Origin of the sequence: Streptomyces sp. NPDC052496, from assembly GCF_040679095.1 — a bacterium.
Classification (GTDB): Bacteria; Actinomycetota; Actinomycetes; order Streptomycetales; family Streptomycetaceae; genus Streptomyces.
On record NZ_JBFAUH010000027.1, the window covers coordinates 54,845 to 74,931 of the forward strand.

The 20,087-nt window shown below is 72.7% G+C and carries 15 protein-coding genes and 4 tRNA genes; 10 read left to right on the forward strand and 9 right to left on the reverse strand.

Translation table 11 applies throughout. From position 1 onward, the window contains the following. Nucleotides 1–3 precede the first annotated feature (3 nt). The 5 genes from purF to purS all read right to left on the reverse strand — a co-directional run bounded on the left by purF (nucleotide 4) and on the right by purS (nucleotide 6,717). Nucleotides 4–1,563, reverse strand: coding sequence for an amidophosphoribosyltransferase (purF, locus tag AB0L45_RS30780; protein WP_365845715.1), 1,560 nt, complete (start codon nucleotides 1,561–1,563; stop codon nucleotides 4–6). Between the two features lie 871 nt (nucleotides 1,564–2,434). Further along, entirely contained in the window at nucleotides 2,435–3,241 is an 807-nt protein-coding gene (locus AB0L45_RS30785) for a sterol carrier family protein (protein ID WP_365845717.1), read from the reverse strand. Nucleotides 3,242–3,509: 268 nt separating this feature from the next. Next, nucleotides 3,510–5,759 (reverse strand): phosphoribosylformylglycinamidine synthase subunit PurL, encoded by a 2,250-nt coding sequence (gene purL / locus AB0L45_RS30790; RefSeq protein ID WP_365845719.1) that lies wholly within the window; start codon nucleotides 5,757–5,759, stop codon nucleotides 3,510–3,512. After that, nucleotides 5,756–6,460, reverse strand: a complete 705-nt coding sequence (gene purQ / locus AB0L45_RS30795) for a phosphoribosylformylglycinamidine synthase subunit PurQ (protein WP_365845721.1) — start codon at nucleotides 6,458–6,460, stop codon at nucleotides 5,756–5,758. The genes purL and purQ overlap by 4 nt, the downstream gene beginning before the upstream one ends. After that, nucleotides 6,457–6,717 (reverse strand): phosphoribosylformylglycinamidine synthase subunit PurS, encoded by a 261-nt coding sequence (purS, locus tag AB0L45_RS30800; RefSeq protein WP_365845723.1) that lies wholly within the window; start codon nucleotides 6,715–6,717, stop codon nucleotides 6,457–6,459. Before purS ends, purQ begins: the two co-directional genes overlap by 4 nt. 300 nt (nucleotides 6,718–7,017) lie before the next feature. Between purS and AB0L45_RS30805 the strand changes: the two genes are divergently transcribed. The 9 genes from AB0L45_RS30805 (at nucleotide 7,018) to AB0L45_RS30845 (ending at nucleotide 12,234) form a co-directional block, all read left to right on the forward strand. Beyond that, a complete protein-coding gene (locus AB0L45_RS30805; protein WP_365845725.1) occupies nucleotides 7,018–7,338 on the forward strand; it encodes an Lsr2 family protein in 321 nt (106 codons plus the stop codon). 208 nt (nucleotides 7,339–7,546) lie between these two features. Beyond that, nucleotides 7,547–7,618, forward strand: a tRNA-Gly gene (locus tag AB0L45_RS30810). Between the two features lie 45 nt (nucleotides 7,619–7,663). Continuing rightward, nucleotides 7,664–7,735 (forward strand) — tRNA-Gly (locus AB0L45_RS30815). A gap of 75 nt (nucleotides 7,736–7,810) precedes the next feature. Next, nucleotides 7,811–7,883, forward strand: a tRNA-Gly gene (locus tag AB0L45_RS30820). 182 nt (nucleotides 7,884–8,065) lie between these two features. Next, nucleotides 8,066–9,049, forward strand: a complete 984-nt coding sequence (locus AB0L45_RS30825; RefSeq protein WP_365845727.1) for an ABC transporter ATP-binding protein — start codon at nucleotides 8,066–8,068, stop codon at nucleotides 9,047–9,049. After that, nucleotides 9,046–9,873 (forward strand): ABC transporter permease, encoded by an 828-nt coding sequence (locus tag AB0L45_RS30830; protein ID WP_365845729.1) that lies wholly within the window; start codon nucleotides 9,046–9,048, stop codon nucleotides 9,871–9,873. The genes AB0L45_RS30825 and AB0L45_RS30830 overlap by 4 nt, the downstream gene beginning before the upstream one ends. Before the next feature lie 38 nt (nucleotides 9,874–9,911). After that, nucleotides 9,912–11,243, forward strand: coding sequence for a sensor histidine kinase (locus AB0L45_RS30835; RefSeq protein WP_365845731.1), 1,332 nt, complete (start codon nucleotides 9,912–9,914; stop codon nucleotides 11,241–11,243). Between the two features lie 233 nt (nucleotides 11,244–11,476). After that, nucleotides 11,477–12,127, forward strand: a complete 651-nt coding sequence (locus AB0L45_RS30840; protein WP_365845835.1) for a response regulator transcription factor — start codon at nucleotides 11,477–11,479, stop codon at nucleotides 12,125–12,127. Between the two features lie 34 nt (nucleotides 12,128–12,161). Then, nucleotides 12,162–12,234: transfer RNA gene (locus AB0L45_RS30845), tRNA-Gly, on the forward strand. A gap of 106 nt (nucleotides 12,235–12,340) precedes the next feature. Here the strand turns inward: AB0L45_RS30845 and AB0L45_RS30850 are convergent. Together AB0L45_RS30850 and AB0L45_RS30855 are read right to left on the reverse strand one after the other, a co-directional pair. Then, the gene (locus tag AB0L45_RS30850; RefSeq protein WP_365845733.1) at nucleotides 12,341–13,243 is read right to left on the reverse strand and encodes a phosphoribosylaminoimidazolesuccinocarboxamide synthase; all 903 of its coding nucleotides are present in this window, start codon (nucleotides 13,241–13,243) and stop codon (nucleotides 12,341–12,343) included. Nucleotides 13,244–13,399: 156 nt separating this feature from the next. Beyond that, the gene (locus AB0L45_RS30855; protein WP_365845735.1) at nucleotides 13,400–14,806 is read right to left on the reverse strand and encodes an MFS transporter; all 1,407 of its coding nucleotides are present in this window, start codon (nucleotides 14,804–14,806) and stop codon (nucleotides 13,400–13,402) included. Nucleotides 14,807–14,907: 101 nt separating this feature from the next. Here AB0L45_RS30855 and AB0L45_RS30860 point away from each other — a divergent pair, with 101 nt between their 5' ends. Next, nucleotides 14,908–15,828 carry a LysR family transcriptional regulator gene (locus tag AB0L45_RS30860; protein WP_365845737.1) on the forward strand — a complete coding sequence of 307 codons (921 nt, stop codon included), beginning with the start codon at nucleotides 14,908–14,910 and terminating at the stop codon, nucleotides 15,826–15,828. A 12-nt stretch (nucleotides 15,829–15,840) separates the two neighbouring features. On the opposite strand, the gene AB0L45_RS30865 is transcribed toward AB0L45_RS30860, so the two are convergent. Further along, nucleotides 15,841–17,319, reverse strand: coding sequence for a N,N-dimethylformamidase beta subunit family domain-containing protein (locus tag AB0L45_RS30865; RefSeq protein WP_365845740.1), 1,479 nt, complete (start codon nucleotides 17,317–17,319; stop codon nucleotides 15,841–15,843). A gap of 290 nt (nucleotides 17,320–17,609) precedes the next feature. Then, a complete protein-coding gene (locus tag AB0L45_RS30870) occupies nucleotides 17,610–19,676 on the reverse strand; it encodes a hypothetical protein (RefSeq protein ID WP_365845837.1) in 2,067 nt (688 codons plus the stop codon). Nucleotides 19,677–20,087 lie beyond the last annotated feature (411 nt).

A 20,087-nucleotide genomic window follows, 5' to 3' on the forward strand; every position in this document is an offset into this window, starting at 1 on the left:
GCTCTACGGGCGGCGCAGCGCGTCGGCGCCGCCGACCCCGGCCGTCAGCGTCTCGACGCCGTCCAGGTCCGGCTTGGCCTGGCCCGCGGTCTCCGCCTCCAGGAGGTGCTTGCCCAGCAGCTCCGGGTCGGGCAGGTCGACCGGGTACTGGCCGTCGAAGCACGCGCGGCACAGGTCCGGCTTGGCGATCGTCGTCGACTCGATCATGCCGTCGATCGAGATGTACGCCAGCGAGTCGGCGCCCAGCGACGTACCGATCTCATCCACGGTCAGACCGTTGGCGATCAGCTCGGCGCGGGTGGCGAAGTCGATGCCGTAGAAGCACGGCCACTTGATCGGCGGCGAGGAGATCCGGATGTGGACCTCGGCCGCGCCGGCCTCCCGGAGCATCCGGACCAGGGCGCGCTGGGTGTTGCCGCGGACGATCGAGTCGTCGACGACCACCAGGCGCTTGCCGCGGATGACTTCCTTGAGCGGGTTGAGCTTGAGGCGGATGCCGAGCTGGCGGATGGTCTGCGAGGGCTGGATGAAGGTCCGGCCGACGTAGGAGTTCTTGACCAGGCCGACGCCGTACGGGATGCCGCTGGCCTCGGCGTAGCCGACCGCGGCCGGCGTGCCGGACTCCGGGGTCGCTATGACGAGGTCGGCCTCGGCGGGCGCCTCGGCGGCCAGCTTGCGGCCCATCTCCACCCGGGAGAGGTACACGTTGCGGCCCGCGATGTCGGTGTCGGGACGCGCCAGGTAGACGTACTCGAAGACGCAGCCCTTGGGCTTGGCCTCGGCGAAGCGGGAGCTGCGCAGGCCGTTCTCGTCCACGGCGATCAGCTCGCCCGGCTCGATCTCGCGGATGAAGCTGGCGCCGCAGATGTCCAGGGCGGCCGTCTCGGAGGCCACCACCCAGCCGCGCTCCAGGCGGCCGAGGACCAGCGGGCGGATGCCCTGCGGGTCACGGGCCGCGTACAGGGTGTGCTCGTCCATGAAGCACAGCGAGAAGGCGCCGGAGACCTTGGGCAGGACGCGCGGGGCGGCCTCCTCGACGGTCAGCGGCTTGCCGTCCTCGTCGACCTGGCCGGCCAGCAGGGCCGTCACGAGGTCGGTGTCGTTGGTCGCGGCCACCTGGGTCGCGCGGCCGCCCTCACGGGGCAGTGCGGCGACCATCTCGGCCAGCTCGGCGGTGTTGACCAGGTTGCCGTTGTGACCCAGGGCGATCGAGCCGTGCGCGGTGGCACGGAACGTCGGCTGGGCGTTCTCCCACACCGAGGCACCGGTGGTGGAGTAACGGGCGTGACCCACGGCGATGTGGCCCTGAAGGGAGCCGAGGGATGTCTCGTCGAAGACCTGGGAAACCAGGCCCATGTCCTTGAATACGAGGATTTGGGAGCCGTTGCTCACTGCGATGCCCGCGGACTCCTGTCCGCGGTGCTGCAGGGCATACAGCCCGAAATAGGTGAGTTTGGCGACCTCTTCACCCGGAGCCCAGACACCGAAGACGCCACATGCGTCCTGGGGGCCCTTCTCGCCGGGGAGCAGGTCGTGGCTGAGTCGTCCGTCACCACGTGGCACATCACTGAGTCTAGGGCAGGACCGCGATTCATCCGAACCGGGGATCGAACCGGGGCGGGGTCCGGGGGGCCTGCTCCAGGTGGCCGAGTGCTTGCCGTGAGCGTGTGCTCACGGACAGGATCACGCCCCACGCAGAGTCCGCAGCCCTTGGTGCAGCGCCGCCGCGTCGGCCTCGGTCGCGTCGCCGGCACCACCTGCCGCTGCCCGCGACGCGGCTGACCGCCGCTTTCCCCTGCGTTTCCTTCCACGTTCACTTCACGCGAGGCCCGGCCGGTTCCAGTACGGGGCCGACGTGCTCCGCAGCGCCTTCCTGGCGGCCCGCACCGGGCCCGAGGTGAGATGCGCCACTCCCGCGCCCGAGAGGGGTGTCGCGGTGAGCGTTCCGGTGATTTCCGGGTTATTTCACCCATGGCCCCTGGCGTTTCCCGCCCGCGTTCCTCCGGGGCGCTCGCCGCCTTCGCCCCTTACGGAAGGGCCTGTTCCGCGAGGCGTTGCGACTCTGTCCGCGCTTCTTCGCGCTCCTTCGCACTTCTTCGCGCTCCTTCGCGCTCCTTCTCCCCGGCCCGGTTCCGGCTGGGAACGGCGGGTTTCTGCCGCGGGTGGCGCCTCCGTAGATCGCCTTTCCTCGGGTGGCCTCTTTTCGGGTGGGTTCTCCTTGGGTGGCTTCTTCTCGGGTGGCCTCTCCGCGGGTCGATCCTCCTCGGGTGGCTACTCCCGCCGCGCCTTCAGCGGTCTGGGAGGCGGTGAACGCGGACATTGCTGCCGTATGAGGCGGTGAAAGCGGACATTGCTGCCGTATCCGGGGGGGGGTGAGGCCGGCCGCCCCGGGGCGGCTCGTCGCGTAGCTGCTCTGGGCGGACCGGCGCCGGACTCAGCCCATGAGGGGCAGGTACGGCGCGAGGTCCGCCCGTTCGCCGCTGGCCCGTACGGCGGCCGCTTCCAGCGCGTGAGGCCAGGCCGTACGGCCGGTGGCCAGCCGCAGCCAGGTCAGCGGGTCGGTCTCGACGACGTTCGGCGGCGTGCCCCGGGTGTGCCGGGGGCCCTCGACGCACTGGACGACGGCGAACGGCGGCACCCGGACCTCGACGGAACCGCCGGGTGCCTTGGCGGCCAGCTCGTCGGCGAGCAGCCGGGCGGCGGTGGCCAGGGCCTGGCGGTCGAACGGGATCTCCAGGCCGGTGGCGGCCGCCAGGTCGTCCGTGTGCACGACCAGTTCGACGCAGCGGACCACCAGGAAGTCGTCCAGGCGCATGGCGCCGATACGGGCCGCCAGCAGCCGGTCGTCGGGCGCCATCGGGACGGCCTCGGCGTACCGGGCGGCAGCGTGGTCCAGGAGGGCGGACGGCTCGCCGCCGGCCGCCGTGTCGCGGGCGATCTCGTCGACCTTCGCGGCCAGTGCGCGGGTCGCGGACGGCCAGTCGGCGAGGGTGACTTCCTGGGCGGGCGGCGCGGGCTGCGCGAGCGCCGCGGGGACCTGTTCGACCGCCATGGCCAGGTGGGCGACCAGTTCGCGGACCGTCCAGTCACCCAGGCGGGTGGGCAGCGCGAACTGCTCGGCAGCCAGGCGTTCCACGGCGGCGCGTACGTGTCCGAACTGGGCGACGACGGCGGCGCGGGTCTTCGCCGAGTCGTACCTGCGGGCGCGGGATCTACCGGACGGCTTGCGGGCACTTGGCATGGCGTCGAGGCTACTCGGCGGGGCGCGTGGCGTGGTCCCCCAGTGGTGCGGCCCTCTTCGGGACGGTGCTGGCCCGCGTCTACGCCGCCCACCGAGGGCGCCCGCGCCGGGAGGCCCGTACGGCCGCCCAACGGCGCGGTGGCCCGCCCCGAGAAGGGACGGGCCACCGTACGGGCGGACGGGCCGACGGCTCGGGCGGCAGCTGCCCGAACGCGGCGGCTGCCGGAGCCGGCCGGACTCAACCGGGCTCAACCGGACGGAGCCCGCCTCAGCCGAAGAGGCCGGGGAGCGTGGCCTCGTGGGCGTCGCGCAGGTCGTTCAGCGACAGGGTGAACTGGCCCTGGACATCGAGGGCATCACCGTCCACGACGCCGATACGGGTGGCCGGCAGCCCCCGCGCCGCGCACATGTCACTGAAACGCAGCTCCTCGCTGCGCGGCACCGCCACCACCGCGCGGCCCGCCGACTCCGAGAAGAGCAGGACGAAGGTATCCAGCCCATCGGGGACGACGATCCGGGCGCCCTTGCCGCCGCGCAGGCACGACTCGACCAGCGCCTGGACCAGTCCGCCGTCGGAGAGGTCGTGCGCCGCATCCACCATGCCGTCCCGCGACGCCGAGATCAGGATCTCGGCCAGCAGCTTCTCGCGGCCCAGGTCCACCCGCGGGGGCAGGCCGCCCAAGTGGCCGTGGACCACCTGCGACCAGGCCGAACCCCCCAGCTCGTCCCGCGTGTCCCCCAGGAGGTAGAGCAGCTGCCCCTCTTCGGCGAACGCCATCGGCGTACGACGGCTGACGTCGTCGATGACGCCGAGCACCGCCACCACCGGCGTCGGGTGGATGGCGGCCTCGCCGGTCTGGTTGTACAGCGAGACGTTGCCGCCGGTGACCGGCGTGCCCAGTTCCAGGCAGCCGTCGGCCAGCCCGCGCACGGCCTCGGCGAACTGCCACATCACCGCCGGGTCCTCCGGCGAGCCGAAGTTCAGGCAGTCCGAGACCGCCAGCGGCCGGGCGCCGGTGGCCGCGACATTGCGGTAGGACTCCGCCAGCGCCAACTGCGCCCCGTGGTACGGGTCGAGCTTGGCGTAGCGGCCGTTGCCGTCGGTGGCGATGGCGACCCCGAGGCCGGTCGCCTCATCGATGCGGATCATGCCGGCGTCCTCCGGCTGCGCCAGCACGGTGCCGCCCTGCACGAAACGGTCGTACTGGCTGGTGATCCACTTTTTGGAGGCCTGGTTGGGCGAGGCGACCAGCTTCAGGACCTGCGCGCGCAGTTCCTCGCCGGTCTGCGGGCGCGGCAGCTTGCCCGCGTGGTCGGCCTGGAGCGCGTCCTGCCAGTCGGGGCGCGCGTAGGGACGCTCGTAGACCGGGCCCTCGTGGGCGACGGTCTTCGGGTCGACGTCGACGATCTTCTCGCCGTGCCAGTAGATCTCCAGCCGGTCGCCGTCGGTGACCTCACCGATGACGGTGGCGGTCACGTCCCACTTCTCGCAGATCGCCAGGAACCGCTCGACCTTCTCCGGCTCCACGACGGCGCACATGCGCTCCTGCGACTCGCTCATGAGGATTTCCTCGGGCGAGAGCGTGGAGTCGCGCAGCGGCACGTCGTCCAGCTCGACGCGCATGCCGCCGGAGCCGTTGGAGGCCAGCTCGCTGGTGGCGCAGGACAGGCCGGCCGCGCCGAGGTCCTGGATGCCGACGACCAGCTTCTCGGCGAACGCCTCCAGGGTGCACTCGATGAGCAGCTTCTCCTGGAAGGGGTCGCCGACCTGGACGGCGGGCCGCTTGGAGGGCTTGGCATCGTCGAAGGTCTCGGAGGCCAGGATGGAGGCGCCGCCGATGCCGTCGCCGCCGGTGCGGGCGCCGTAGAGGATGACCTTGTTGCCGGCGCCGGACGCCTTGGCCAGGTGGATGTCCTCGTGCCGCATCACGCCGATGGCACCGGCGTTGACCAGGGGGTTGCCCTGGTAACAGGCGTCGAAGACGACCTCGCCGCCGATGTTGGGCAGGCCCAGGCAGTTGCCGTAACCACCGATGCCCGCCACGACACCCGGCAGGACACGCTTGGTGTCGGGGTGGTCGGCAGCACCGAAACGCAGCGGGTCCACGACCGCGACCGGCCGGGCGCCCATGGCGATGATGTCGCGCACGATGCCGCCGACGCCGGTGGCCGCGCCCTGGTACGGCTCCACATAAGAGGGGTGGTTGTGCGATTCGACCTTGAAGGTGACCGCATAGCCCTGGCCGACGTCGACGACGCCGGCGTTCTCGCCGATGCCGACGAGCATCGCGTCGTTCTCGGGGACCTTCTGGCCGAACTGCTTCAGGTGGACCTTGCTGCTCTTGTAGGAGCAGTGCTCGGACCACATGACGGAGTACATGGCCAGTTCCGCGCCGGTGGGGCGGCGGCCGAGGATCTCGCGGACGCGCTCGTACTCGTCCTGCTTCAGGCCGAGTTCGGCCCACGGCTGATCGGTGTCCGGCGTCTCGGCTGCGTGCTTGACCGTATCGAGCGTCATGCGTTGACCAACTTCTTCAGGATCGAGGTGAAGAATCCGAGACCGTCCGTACGGCCCGTGCCGATCAGCGGCTCGACGGCGTGCTCCGGGTGCGGCATCAGGCCGACGACATTGCCCGCCTCGTTGGTGACACCGGCGATGTCACGCAGCGAACCGTTCGGGTTGCCGTATCCGTCGGCGGCGTCGCCCTGGGTCTGGTAGCGGAAGGCGACCCGGCCCTCGGCCTCCAGCATGTCGAGCGTGCGCTCGTCGGCGACGTACCGGCCGTCGATGTTCTTCAGCGGTACGGAGATCTCCTGACCGGCCGTGTAGTCGGTGGTCCAGGCGGTGTCCGCGTTCTCCACCCGCAGCTTCTGGTCGCGGCAGATGAAGTGCAGGCTGTCGTTGCGCAGCATGGCACCGGGCAGCAGGTGCGTCTCGGTCAGGACCTGGAAGCCGTTGCAGATGCCCAGGACCGGCAGGCCGTCCCTGGCCTGTTCGATCACGGTGTCCATGACCGGGGAGAAGCGGGAGATGGCGCCGGCCCGCAGGTAGTCACCGTAGGAGAAGCCGCCGGGCAGCACCACGGCGTCGACCTGCTTGAGGTCCTTGTCGCGGTGCCACAGCGGCACCGCCTCGGCCCCGGCGAGCCGCACGGCCCGCTGGGTGTCACGGTCGTCCAGCGTGCCCGGGAAGGTCACGACTCCGATGCGTGCCGTCATGACCCGGCGGTCCCGTCCTCGACGTGCACGGTGAAGTCTTCGATGACGGTGTTGGCCAGGAAGGTCTCGGCCATCTCGTGGATACGGGCGAGGGCGGCGTCGTCGACCGGGCCCTCCACCTCAAGTTCGAATCGCTTGCCCTGACGGACGTCGCCGATCCCCTCGAATCCCAGGCGTGGCAGTGCGCGCTGCACCGCCTGCCCCTGCGGGTCGAGGATCTCCGGCTTGAGCATGACGTCGACTACGACGCGTGCCACTGGCACTCCCGATGGTGTGGTGCGTAAGGCGGTGCCATCACAGTACCGTGTTCGAAAATCTACGCGCATAGATATCGTGACGGCCCGGTCACGGTACGGCGTCGGCCGCGGTAAGCGGTGGGGAAAATCTCAGAAAAGACCTAGGGTCCGCATTGCGGAAGGACACGCTGAGGAAATTAACTGGGCTTCACCATGCAATGCCCGCCGCTGTACAAATGAAAATGCATTGATCCCAATCAGCCGGATCTGCAGCATCCCCCCATGTCAAGGCGGGGTCGCTGCTCGAAAGGACCGATATCCGTGGCGCAGCGCGTAGTAGTCACGCTCTCCGATGACATCGAAGGCGGAGAAGCCGCAGAGACGGTCACCTTCGGCTTGGACGGGAAGTGGTACGAGATCGACCTCAATCCCGCCAATGCGAAGAAACTGCGCGGCACCCTCGCCCCGTTCGTGGAGGCCGGCCGCAAGCGGTCGAAGTCCGGCAAGGCGTACCACCACACCTCCGTGACGGCCGACCCGGCCGCCGTACGCGCCTGGGCCCGTTCCCACCACATGGACGTGCCCCCGCGCGGCCGGATCCCGAAGAAGGTCTACGAGGCTTTCGACGCGGCCAACAGCTGACCCTGACCGGCCGCCGCCCCGCCCACCCCCTCCCCGGGGACGCCGGACGGACACCGCACGGGCACCGGGCGTGCGGCGGCCGGGCCGGAGCCGGGCGGCGGCCGGTTCCGGCTGTTCCGCAGCGGAGTTGCGCGGCACCCCTGTTGATCAGCTAGAGTCTGGAGCACGCCGAGGGGCGAGGCCGAAAGGCCGGATCCCGAGGAGTCACGCGGGTGTAGCTCAGTAGTAGAGCGCCCTCTTTCCAAGAGGGAGGCGCAGTGTGCGATCCCTGTCACCCGCTCTGACAGCATCAACCGGTTCTCACGGACCGATTGATGGTGGTCATGCGGGTGTAGCTCAGTAGTAGAGCGCCCCCTTTCCAAGGGGGAGGCGCAGTGTGCAATCCCTGTCACCCGCTCCGACAGTACCGACCACTCCGGTGGATCAGGTAGAGTAGCTGTCGCGCCGCCCGGTGAAAGCCGGTCGGATGCCTGCGGACGTAGCTCAGTTGGTAGAGCGCAACCTTGCCAAGGTTGAGGTCGCGAGTTCGAGCCTCGTCGTCCGCTCAGGAAAAAGACCCCGGTCCTCGTGACCGGGGTTTTTTGTCTGCCCCGGGCGTCCCCGGCGCCGGCCCCGCTCCGGCCCCCGACCTCCACTCGCCCCGCGCCCCGCCCCTCCTGACATTTGTCATCTGCGGTGATGACAAGCCGCACTGCCCCGGGCCGGATTCCGGCGGGAGCCTTGAAGCATGAACATCGGGGACACGAACGGGCACGTGATTGACGTCACAGGCCTGCGCAGGCGGTACGGACCGGCCGGGGGCGGCCGGAAGCGCAAGAGCGGCAAGCAGAGCACCGCGGCCTTCGAAGCGGTGCGCGGCATCGACTTCTCCGTGGCCCGCGGCGAGCTGTTCGCCCTGCTGGGGACGAACGGGGCGGGCAAGACCTCCACCCTCGAACTCCTGGAGGGGCTGGCGGAGCCGACCGGCGGCACGGTGCGGGTGCTGGGCCACAACCCGTACACGGAGCGGACGAAGGTCCGGCCGCGGGTCGGCGCGATGCTCCAGGCGGGCGGCTTCCCCGCGGAGTTGACCGTCGAGGAGACCGTACGGATGTGGGCCGGCGCCACCACCGGCGCCCGGCCGGTCGCCGAGGCGCTGGCCACGGTCGGTATGACCAAGCGCAAGGACGTACGCGTCAAACAGCTCTCCGGCGGCGAGCGCCGGCGGCTGGACCTGGCCACCGCGACGCTCGGCCGGCCCGAGGTGCTCTTCCTGGACGAGCCGACCACCGGTCTGGACACCGAAGCCCGCCACACGACCTGGGAGTTGATCCGCGAGCTGCGGGCGGGCGGCACGACGGTGGTGCTGACCACCCACTACCTGGAAGAGGCCGAGGAGCTGGCCGACCGCCTGGCGATCATGCACCGGGGCCGGATCGCGACGACCGGCACCGTCGCGGACGTGGTGGCCACCCACCCCGCGCAGATCTCCTTCGAACTGCCCCCCGGCCACACGGTCGGCGACCTGCCGCCGCTGCCGCAACTGGGCGTCGACGGACACCAGACGGTGGGCCGGACCCTGCGGCTGCACACGTCCGACCTGCAACGGGCCGCGACCGGCGTACTGCTCTGGGCGCGGGACGAGGGAATCGAGCTGCGGGGGCTGGACGCCCGTTCGGCATCGCTGGAAGAGGCGTTCCTGCGGATCGCCAAGGGTTTGGAGGACAAGTGAGCGTCACCGACGTCGAGACCGTCGAGGAACGGCCCGGCCCGGGTGCCGCGCCGGCCGCCCGAAAGGGAGCGCGGGAGCGGCTGGCCGCGCTGGCCCGCGCGGAGCTGATCCTGCTGGGCCGCAACAAGACCACGCTGTTCATGGCGCTGCTGATGCCCGTGATCATGGCAGGCGCCCTGCGGCAGGCGGTCGCCGAGCTGCCGCTGCAGAAGAACGGCCTGTCGGTCGGCACCGTGCTGCTGCCGGGCACCCTCGGCTTCGTCCTGATCTTCGCGGTGTATTCGACCGTCACCGGCGCGCTGGTGACGCGGCGCGAGGAACTGGTGCTCAAGCGGCTGCGCTGCGGTGAGCTGACGGACCGGGAAGTGCTGGCCGGCACGGCGCTGCCGACCGTGCTCATCGGGCTGGCGCAGTGCCTCCTGCTCACGGTCGGCGGCAGTCTGGTGCTGAAGGCGGACCTGCCCCGGGCCCCGCACCTGGTCGTACTGGGACTGCTCCTCGGCATGGTGATCGTGGTGGCGATGGCCGCGGTCTCCACCATCGTCACCAAGACCACCGAGGCGGCCTCGCTGACCACGCTGCCCTTCGTCTTCCTCTCGATGGCCGGGTCCGGGCTGTTCATACCGCTGGACATCTTCCCCGACCGGGTCGCCGCCGTACTGGAGCTGCTGCCGCTGTCCCCGGTCATGGGCCTGATACGGGACGGCTGGCTGGGTGAGGGCGACCTCATGGACACGCTGAAGCGGCTGGTCATCGCGTTGGTCTGGGCCGGTCTCGCAGTGTTTGCTGTACGTCGGTGGTTCCGCTGGGAGCCACGGCACTGACGATGTACGGCGATGGGGACGACGGGGGTGCGGGGCCGGTGTTCCACGGGCAGCTGCGCAAGTTGCGGGGGCGCGGCAGGGTCGCGCAGGTCTATCTGTGGGCGCGGTGGACGCTGTACGTCACACCGTGGCTGATGTTCATCGGCTGGCTCGCGGCGCCCCTGACCGCCGCGGCGGCCGAGGTGCACCGGGTGCCGCCGCTGGTCATGGCGGTCGCGGTGCTGGGACTGGTGCAGTGCGGTGTCTACGTTCCCGGTGTCCGGCGCGGACTGTCGCACTACGTGTACGGCACCCCCGCTCCGTGGCGGCTGATCGCCGTGTCCGGGGTGCTGTCGGCCGTGTCGGTGGGTCTGCTGACAGCGGTCGCCGTCACCCTGCCGTTGCGGGCCGCGGTCTACGCCACGGCGATGCTGTTCCCCACCCTGCCCGCCGGATCCCTCCTCTCCCTGGTCGTCAAGAAGCGCTGGCAGGCCCTGGTGTGCGTCGCGGTCTCGGTGGTCAGCGTGGCGGCGCTGGCCCTCGCGGGCGTCCCGCTGAAGTACGCAGGGGGGTTGCCGCCCACCTTCGCCTTCTCCGCGGCCTTCGCCGCGCTGACGTGCCGCAGCTGGGCCTGGATCCTCGCCGCGATGCGGGAGCTGGACGAGGCCAAGGGTGATCAGGCCCGGCTGGCCGTCACCGAGGAGCGGCTGCGGTTCGCGCGCGACATGCACGACGTGGTCGGCCGGAACCTGGCCGTGATCGCGCTCAAGAGCGAGCTGGCGGAACGGCTCGCGCGCAAGGGGCGCCCGGAGGCCGCCGACCAGATGGCGGAGGTGCAGCAGCTGGCCCAGGACTCCCAGCGGGAGGTACGGGACGTGGTGCGCGCCTACCGGGAGGCCGACCTGGAGGTGGAGCTGGCGGGGGCACGGGCCGTGCTCCAGGCGGCCGGGGTGGAGTGCCTCATCGACCAGGAGGACAGCGCCGGGGTGCCGCAGCAGACGCAGTCGGTGCTGGCCTGGGTCGTACGAGAGGGCACCACCAATGTGCTGCGGCACGCCAACGCGGCCACCTGCTGGCTGACGCTGCGGGTGACGGGCGACGGCCCGCACGGCGCCGGGCGGACGGCCCCGGCGGTACCGTCCGGGCCTGCGGTGGTGTTCACGATGGAGAACGACGGCGTGGTGCAGGATGCCGTGCGGCGCGACGGCGGGAGCGGCATCGCCGGGCTGCGGGAACGGCTCGCCGCCCTCGGCGGCACCCTGACCGTCGGCCCCCGGCCGGACGGACGCTTCTGGCTGCGGGCCCAGGTACCGCTGGAGAAGGACGAACCGCAGAGGTACGGGCCGGAGGCCGCCGTGGACGGGCGGGCCGCCGCCGGGACGCGGAAGTAGGCACGAGGACGGCCGGGCGTGGTGCCACAGGCCACCGGAAGCCGCCGGATGCCACCGGAAGCCCCGGCGCAGGACGGAACGACGTGAGAGAAGCGGAGAGCATGGTGGAGGCGCAGCGGGCCGAGGGGCGGGGACCTGAGGGACGGGGGCCGGAAAGGGTTCCGGGCGCGGAGGGGGCTCCAGGCGTGGAGGGGGCTCCAGGGGCTGCAGGCGTGGAGAGGGCTCCGGATGCCATCGGGGCTTCGGCTGGGGCTCCGGAGGCCGGCGAGGGTCCGGCGCCGCTGCGGGTGCTGCTCGCCGACGACGAGCATCTGATCCGGGGCGCGCTGGCGGCGCTGCTGGCGCTGGAGGACGATCTCCAGGTGGTGGCGGAGGCCGCTTCCGGGCCGGAGGCCCTGGCGATGGCGCTGGCCCACCGTCCCGACATCGCCGTACTGGATCTTCAGATGCCGGGGCTGGACGGTGTGGCGGTGGCCACATCCCTGCGCAGCCGGCTGCCCGGCTGCCGGACCATGATCGTGACCAGTCACGGGCGTCCCGGCCATCTGAAGCGGGCCCTGGAGGCGGGGGTGCGGGGGTTCGTCCCGAAGACCGTGTCGGCCCAGCGGCTGGCCGAGATCATCCGTACGGTGCACGCCGGAAACCGTTACGTGGACCCGGAGTTGGCGGCCGACGCGATCAGCGCCGGGGACTCGCCGCTGACCGTACGGGAGGCGGAGGTGCTGGAGTACGCGGAGAACGGCGCGCCCATCGCGGAGATCGCGGAGCGGGCCGCGCTGTCGCCGGGAACGGTGCGCAACTACCTCTCCTCGGCCGCCGCGAAACTGTGCGCGGAGAACCGTCACGCGGCAGCGCGCATCGCCCGCGCCCGAGGTTGGCTATAGTGGAGCCCGCACCGCGCCGCAGAGCGCGGGGCAGGCGGACGTAGCTCAGTTGGTAGAGCGCAACCTTGCCAAGGTTGAGGTCGCGAGTTCGAGCCTCGTCGTCCGCTCAGGGAAAAGGCCCCGGTCATCGCGACCGGGGCCTTTTTGCGTACAGGCGGTGTGGGTGGTGCGGACGGTACGGGTGGGGAGTGACGGCACCCCCCACCCCGTACGTCACGACCAGGCCAGCCCGGTGAGCCGCTCGTACGCCTCGATGTACTTGGCGCGGGTGCGCTCGACCGTCTCCTGGGGCAGGGCCGGGGGCGGCTGCTCACTCCTGCGGTCCCAGCCGGAGGCGGGCGAGGTGAGCCAGTCGCGGACGAACTGCTTGTCGAAGGACGGCTGGGACCGGCCCGGCTGCCACGCGTCCGCCGGCCAGAAGCGCGAGGAGTCCGGCGTGAGCACCTCGTCCGCCAGCGTCAGCTGCTGCTTCCCGTCGAAGCCGAACTCGAACTTGGTGTCCGCCAGGACGATGCCGCGTTCGCGGGCGATGTCGCGGGCGCGCCCGTACACGGCGAGGGTGGTCTGCCGGAGCTGGGCGGCGACCTCCGCGCCGACCTGGCGGGCGACCTCCTCGTACGGGACGTTCTCGTCGTGCTCGCCGACGGCGGCCTTGGTGGCGGGGGTGAAGATCGGCCCGGGCAGCTCCGAACCGTCGGTCAGTCCCTCCGGCAGCGCCAGCCCGCAGACGGTACGGGTCTGCTGGTACTCGGCGAGGCCGGAGCCGGTGAGGTAGCCGCGGGCGACGCACTCCACCGGGACCATGGCCAGCGAGGTGCAGACCGTCGTACGGCCTTCCCAGTCCGCCGGGGCGCCGGGGGGCAGGTCCGTGGACAGCACGTGATTCGGGACGAGGTCGGCCAGCTGGTCGAACCACCACAGGGAGAGCTGGGTCAGCACGCGCCCCTTGTCGGGGATCTCGGTGGGCAGCACCCAGTCGTAGGCGGACATCCGGTCGCTGGCGACCATGATCAGCTCGCCGTCGGCGTTCTGGTAGAGGTCGCGCACCTTGCCGGTGTGCAGGTGGGTGAGACCCGGCACCTCCACGGCCTCGGGCTTTTCTACAAAACCGGTCACGCTGCCTCCGCGTAGGTTGATCCAGGCCCCGCGGCCCGATTCTCCCGCATGCAGGGTGACAACGGCGCCGCAGGGTCGGGGGTGACCGGCCCGGAGCGGCCGTTCGGGGCGGGGCTACGGGTGGGGGCGGGGCGGGAGCGCTCTGGGCCAGGGCCCTCAAGGCCGTTCGTGGCGAGCCGCCCGGGTGACCGCGCCCAGGGTGAGGACGGCCAGGACGGCGACACCCGTGAGGACGGCGGGCGGCGGGACCAGTGCGCCGAGCAGGGTGATCACGTACGGGGCGAAGAAGCCCAGGTAGGCGAGGGTCCAGAAGCGGGCGGTGAGGCGGGCCAGACGGTGCGGCGGCGCCAGGGCGGCGACCTCGGTGAGCCCGTACGCCACGCAGAGCCCGTAACCACCGCCCAGCACCATCGCGGCGACCAGCGCCACGACGGGCTGGGTGGCCGCGACGGCGACGGCGGCGACGAGCAGGCCGAGAGCGACGGCCGCCAGTCCGGCCGCGGCGGTGGCGAAGCGGTGCCGGGCGGCGAGCCGGCGGGCGACGGGCGCCACGAGGAGCCCGGCGCCGGGGGTCACGGCGGTCGCGACGCCCGCGTACACGGTCTGCCAGCCGTCCAGGCGGTCGCCGACGAGCCCGGGGAGGGTCACGAACGCGATGGTGGGGGCCGCGAACACCCAGGGGGCCACCGGGACGACCAGCCGCCGGAAGGAGGCACGGGCCGGGCGGTGGGCTGCGGAGCGCGGCTCGTCGGTGGCGTTCCGCGCCACATCGGTGGCGACCCGCGCCACATCGGTGGCGACCCGCTCCGCATCGGCGACGGCCCGTTCCGCATCGGCGACGGTCCGCGCCTCGTCGGCAGCCGGCCTGGGCGCTGCCCCGGTACGGGCCGTTTCCGGCGCCCGGGCGGCCGCCACCGCGGCCACCGCCGAGAGCACCAGGTGCGGGACGTACGCGGTGACCATCGGGTGCGGCGCCCACTGGGCGATCAGCGCGGCGGCCAGCCCGCCGGAGGCGAAGCCCGCGGAGAGGAAGAGCCCGGAGCGGCGGGCCGCCGTGCCGGGCGGGGTGCCCCGGTCGTACGGGGCGGACGAGAGCTCCTTGATCCAGACGCTGCCCGCGGTCAGCAGGGCGCCCGCGCCGAGGCCGGTCAGGAAGCGGCCCGGCCACAGCAGCCAGGTGGCGGCCGGGCCCGCCATCAGCAGGCACGTCGCGACGGCGGCGGTGGCGAGCGCGGTGAAGACGACCGGGCGGCGGCCGCGCCGGTCGGCCAGCGGACCGCCCAGCAGCAGGCCGGGAATCAGGCCGAGGACGTACACCGCGAAAAGGGCGGTGGTGGTGGCCGTGGTCAGCCCCAGGTCGTCGCGGTAGGCGCCGAGCAGGGCGGAGAACTGGTTGGCGCTCCAGCCGGAAGCGGTCATCATCCAGCCGGCGCGCAGCCAGTGGCGGCGGGGGCGGCAGCGGGCGCGGGCTTCGGTGGGGGCCTCGGCGCGGGCTTCGGTGTGGGGGCGGGTGTGGGGGCGGGTGCGGGGATCGGTGCGGGGGTCGGCGGCGGGCGTGCTCATGAGAGCCGTTGTACGAGGCCGGAGGCCTCCGGCGCCGCCCCCGTTCAGGAATCGTGAACGGCCCACGGGGCCGGGCGCCCGCGCGATTTATCGTGGCACGCATGGACCTGCGACGGCTGTCTTCCTTCCTGGCGGTGGTCGAGGAAGGACACTTCGGGCGGGCCGCGTCGCGGCTCTACCTGTCGCCGGCCGCGGTCACCCAGCACGTCCAGCAGCTGGAGCGCGAGCTGGGCGCCCGGCTGCTGGACCGCGGCAACGGCCCCGTACGCCCGACCGCCGCCGGGCAGCGGCTGGCCTCGCACGCCCGGACGCTGCTGGCCGCCGCGAACGCCGCCGTGGAGGACGTGACCGAGGCGGCGCAGCGCACCTCGGCGGCGTCGGCCCTGGCGGCGCGCGGCCTGCGGGTGGGGGTGATGGGGCACGGTTCGGCCGAGGTGACGCCGGCGGCCGTCAACGCCTTCCGCCGGGCCCGCCCGGAGATCCCGCTGAAGCTGGTCCAGCTGAACTTCACGGAGCACTGCAGCGCGCTGCGCGAGGACCGGGTGGACGTCGCCTTCGTACGGCCCGCCGTGCAGAGCGAGGACATCGAGGTGGACATCCTCACCACCGAGCAGCGCATCGTCGCCGTCCCGGCCGCCTCGCAGCTCGCGGACGCGGCGGCGACGGGCGTACGGGTCGCGGACATCATCGACCTGCCGTACCTGCGGCTGCCCCGGCACACCCCGCGGCCCTTCACCGACTACCTGTACTTCGACGAGGGCGAGCGCCGCGCCCCGGACTGCGCGCTGACCCCGCACGACGTGCTGACGAGCGTCGCGGCGGGCCGCGGGGCGGGCTCCGGACTGAAGTCCTTCGCCCGCTACTACCCGTGGCCCGGGACGGTGTACGTGCCGGTGCTGGACGCGCCCTGCGCGCACAGCGTGCTCGCGACGCGGGCGGGCGACCCCAACCCCGAGGTGCGGATCTTCCGGGCCCTGACGGTGGCGCTGGCACGGGAGCTGGGGCCGTTCGCAGCGCGGTGACCTCCTGGCGCGTCAGTCGCGTTTGCAGATCCGGTCGAGCAGGTTGGCCGTGGCGCGCTGGACGCGCTCGTCGACGTGTCCCGGGCGGTCCAGCGCCGGTGACCAGGCAAAGGTGCCGGACGCGAAGACCAGGGCGCCGCTCAGGGCGCGGTACAGGGACGTCTCCTGGTGACGGCGGGTGCCCTCGCTGTCCTCGTACGGGGAGTGCGCCAGCAGGATGCGGTGGCTGTGCTCGGGCAGCGGCGTGCGGGGGAAGTAGCGGTCGGCCTCGCCGGCGACCAGGCCCGGCAGTTCGTCGCCCTCATGGGCGCCGGTGGCCTCCCACATCCAGTGGTCGGCGTTGCGGACGACCAGGGGCGCGGGCTCCGGAACCCGGCCGGCGTACTGGATGCCCATCAGCTGCTGCTCCGGGTCTCCGGCCTCGCGCCACAGGGCCGGACGGCCGGGCCCCTGCCGTTTTCGGCAGCTGAGCAGCGAATCCGGGCCGGCGGGCGAGGGGGCCAGTTCGACCTGCCAGTACATGGTGTTGGCGGACAGGAAGACGAGCGAGGTGCCGCTGTCGCGGGCCAGTTCGGCGGTCCGGCGCATGGGCTGGGACCAGTACTCGTCGTGGCCGGGGAAGACCAGGCCGCGGTAGCGGGACGGGTCGACCAGCCCGGCGTGCAGGTCACGGGCGTCGGCGTACGCGAGGTCGTAGCCGTAGCGCTCGGCCCAGCGGATGAAGTCGTAGGCATGGCCCACGTGCAGCGGCAGGCCGGCGCCCGCGTACGGGCGGTCGAAGGAGACGGTGGTGGCGGCGTCCGACTCGCCCAGCAGCGAACCGTCCGCGTCCCAGGCGTGGTACAGGCTGGCGCCGGTGCGGCCGTCCTCCGGGTAGAGGTTGTAGGCCTGCCAGGTGATGTCGGGCAGGAGCAGCAGGAGGTCGGCGGGGTGGGCGTCGCGGACCGTGAAGGGGACGTGGCTGCGGTGGCCGTCGGCGGTGGTCAGGACGGCGACGTAGGCGCCCAGCTTCCAGTACGTGGGGACCTGGAGGCGCCAGGACAGCCACCAGTGGTGGCAGGAGACCGTGCGGTCGGCGGTGAGCGGCGCGGGCTGCACGATGCCGGCCAGCCGGGGGCTGGTGGTGATCTTGGCGGCGCCGGTGCCCGCGTAGTGGCCGATGCGGTAGATGTCGATGCTGAAGGGCTGCGGCGGGTCGACCGAGACGCGGAAGTCGATGGCCTCGCCGGGGGCCACCGCGCCGGTGCTCACGAAGCCCTTGATCTGCCGCCGTACGTCGTCGGCCGTACGGGGGCCTGCGCTGGAGCGGGGCGAGGGCAGGCGCTTCTCACCGGGGGCCACCGCCGGGTCGACGTACCAGGGGACCACCTGACCGGAGTCGAAGTAGTTCTCACTGCCGCGCAGCCAGGGCAGCGGGCCCTGTCCGAACGGGTCCGTGACCGCGTGCGCAAGCGCTCCCGACTCCCAGCGCCGGATCTGCTCCGTCCCCACCTCGTACTCCCCTCCCTGCGTCCCCCCGCCGACTGAGCAGGCCGCCGCGGCACTCAGATTTCGTGCTCGATTGAACGACTGGGGCCTCCCCCAGCACATCACATTACGCACTTGCACCGTCACCCTTCGTCGTGAATTCGCGCGGGTTCCGGCCATGAACGACGAACTGGAGGGGAACATTCAGCCCGGTCGTGCGGGTGATGCTCAGCGGGTGCCGACAACAGGCGCACTCGGCTCCTTCATGCCCCCGAATGCGCCCCCGTACGCTCCCAACGCGCCCTTGGCGCCCCTCATACGAGCCGGACCGGCTTCTCGGGACGCACCCCGACCTCACCGAGCCACTCCCCCAGCGGACCGGCGTCGCCGTCGTCGACGAGCCGGAGCACCGGGTGGCCCAGATCCGACCGGCGCACCCCGTCGACCAGCAGGACAGGACCGTCGAGCCAGTCCAGGCCGGGGGCGGCGCCGGCGGTGTCCACGGCGGCGCAGCACACCATCGCGGTCACATGGTCGGCGAGCAGTTCACGGCCCGTGCGCGGGGGCTGCATCGGGAACAGCGGAAGCCCGTCGGCGAGGCCGTCACCCCAGGTGACACCCGGCCCGCCCGAGACGCCCGGCGTACCCGGTACGCCCGCGTCCGGGCCGCCGTCGGCCGCGGGCTCACGGGCCGCCTGGCGCTCCGCCTCCGCGCGCTCCTCGCGAGCCACCTCGGCACCGAGCCGGGCCGCGACGAGGTCGCCCGCGCGCTCGTCCCCCATCAGACGCTCGATGACCCGTATCAGCGTCGGCCCGGAGCTGCCCGGGCCGGGATCGACGGAGCGGGCGGGGGGCTGGGGCTCGGGGCGCGGCTGGGGCTCGGGGTACGGCTGAGGTTCGAGACGCGGCTCGGCCTGGGCGCGCGGTTCGGGCTCGGGGCGCGGCTCCGGCTCGGTGACAGCCTGCGGCTCAGGCTGCTCCACCGCCGGATTCCGCGGTTCCGCCACCGGACCCTGTGTTTCCACCGCCGGATTCCGCGGTTCCGCCACCGGATCCCGTGGTTCCGGGCGGGGTATGGGGAACTCGGGCCGGGCGGACCGGTCATGCGCCGCCGGGGGGCGCGCAGGCCGTGCGCCGTCACCCGGGGCGGGCGGGAGCGCGTCCAGAACCCGGTGCAGCCGGGCCGCTTCCTGACGCCACTTGCGGTCCACGACCTCTTCCGGATACTGCTGCCAGCCGACCGGGGACCAGTCCGGTCCCGGCTCGGCCGGGCCGCCGTGGAAGAGCCGGGCGGCGAGGAGGGACGCGGCGCGGTCCACGGCGCCGGGCTCCTCCAGCAGATCGCACGCCGGGCGCTCGCCCAGGCGGGAGGCGAAACCTTCGGCCAGACGGTCGCGGCGGGACAGTTCGGTGAGCGCGGAGACCACCCCGGCGTCCAGCCGGGAGGGCCAGCGGCCCATCCGCCAGGCGGGCAGCGCGACGCGGGTCAGCAGCCGGTCCCAGCCCGCGTACGCCAGGCCGACCTGCTCCTGGGCGACGACCCGCAGGCCGTAGTCCACGCTCTGGGCGCGCTCGGAGGCGGCGGCGGCCACGCACCGCTCCATCTCCAGGGCGTGCTCACGGCAGGCCCGCAGCAGCAGCCGCGCGACCCAGCCCACGAACGCCGGCGCCGGTGCGGCGAGCGGACTCCTGGCACGCGCGGAGACCGCCACCGCGGCGTCCAGGCCCCGTACGAAGCGGCGGGCCGCGGCTATGTCCGGGTTGGCGGAGGGGCCGGTGCCGGCCACGACGGGCGCCAGCAGCGCCCGCAGCTCGGCGACCCGCATCCACCACATGAACGGCGACCCGATCACCAGGACCGGCGCCTGCACGGCACGCACGCCGTCACGCACTCCCGCGCCCGCCGCCTCACCCGCGCCCCGGCGCGCCGCCCGGCCGCGCGGCGGAGCGTGCGCCCGGTGCGTACGGTCCTCCAGCCAGCTGTCGCAGTCGGGCGTCAGGGCTATCGCGGACGGCGCGGGCACCTCCAGACGGTCGGCCAGGTCCCGTACCAGGCGGTAGAGATCGGGGGCCGAGGACTCCGCTATCGGGACCGACGGGCTCAGCGCGGGCCGGGCCCGGACGATGACGGCCGTGACCAGCGCCGCCAGCAGCAGCACGACCAGCGCGAGGCCCGCCACGGCCCAGCGCGCCGCGTCCCAGCCGCTGGAACTCGTGACCGGGTCGGCGCGCCCGATCCTGCCGGTGAGGCCGCCGACGAGCAGCACCACGGCCACCGCTGCGGGCACCAGGGCCACGCCCAGCGCCGCGCCGCGGATCCGCAGCACCGCGAGCGCGCGGGCGCGCGCCGCCTCTGCTCCTGCTTCCGGACCTGCCACCAGCCTGTACACCCCCTGCTGCCCTGGACCAACGGGACGGAGAGAACACGGGACGACCAGAGCGGGACAACGGCGCCGGGGCCGCTGACGGCTCCCGGCGGCGCTGCTCACTCCCCACCACTGTGGCACCGGCCACTGACATCGCAATGCCGGTGAGCCACTTGCCGGACGCCGCCGCGGCAGCCGGGCCGCGGGCGGCACGGGCGCCGGACGACGCTTGCGGGGAACCCTAGTTGGGGCTCCCCGCCCCGTCAGCCGGATGGCGGTGTGGTCACTCGATGGAATGGCTTTGGGTAAAGCCGGGAGCCCCATCCCGGCCAAAATCATCCGGGTCAGCCGGGCCGGCCGAGGGCAGACCGTCGGCAGGTCAGCGGCAGATCAGCGGCAGAGCGACGGCCGGCCGGAGCAGCTCAG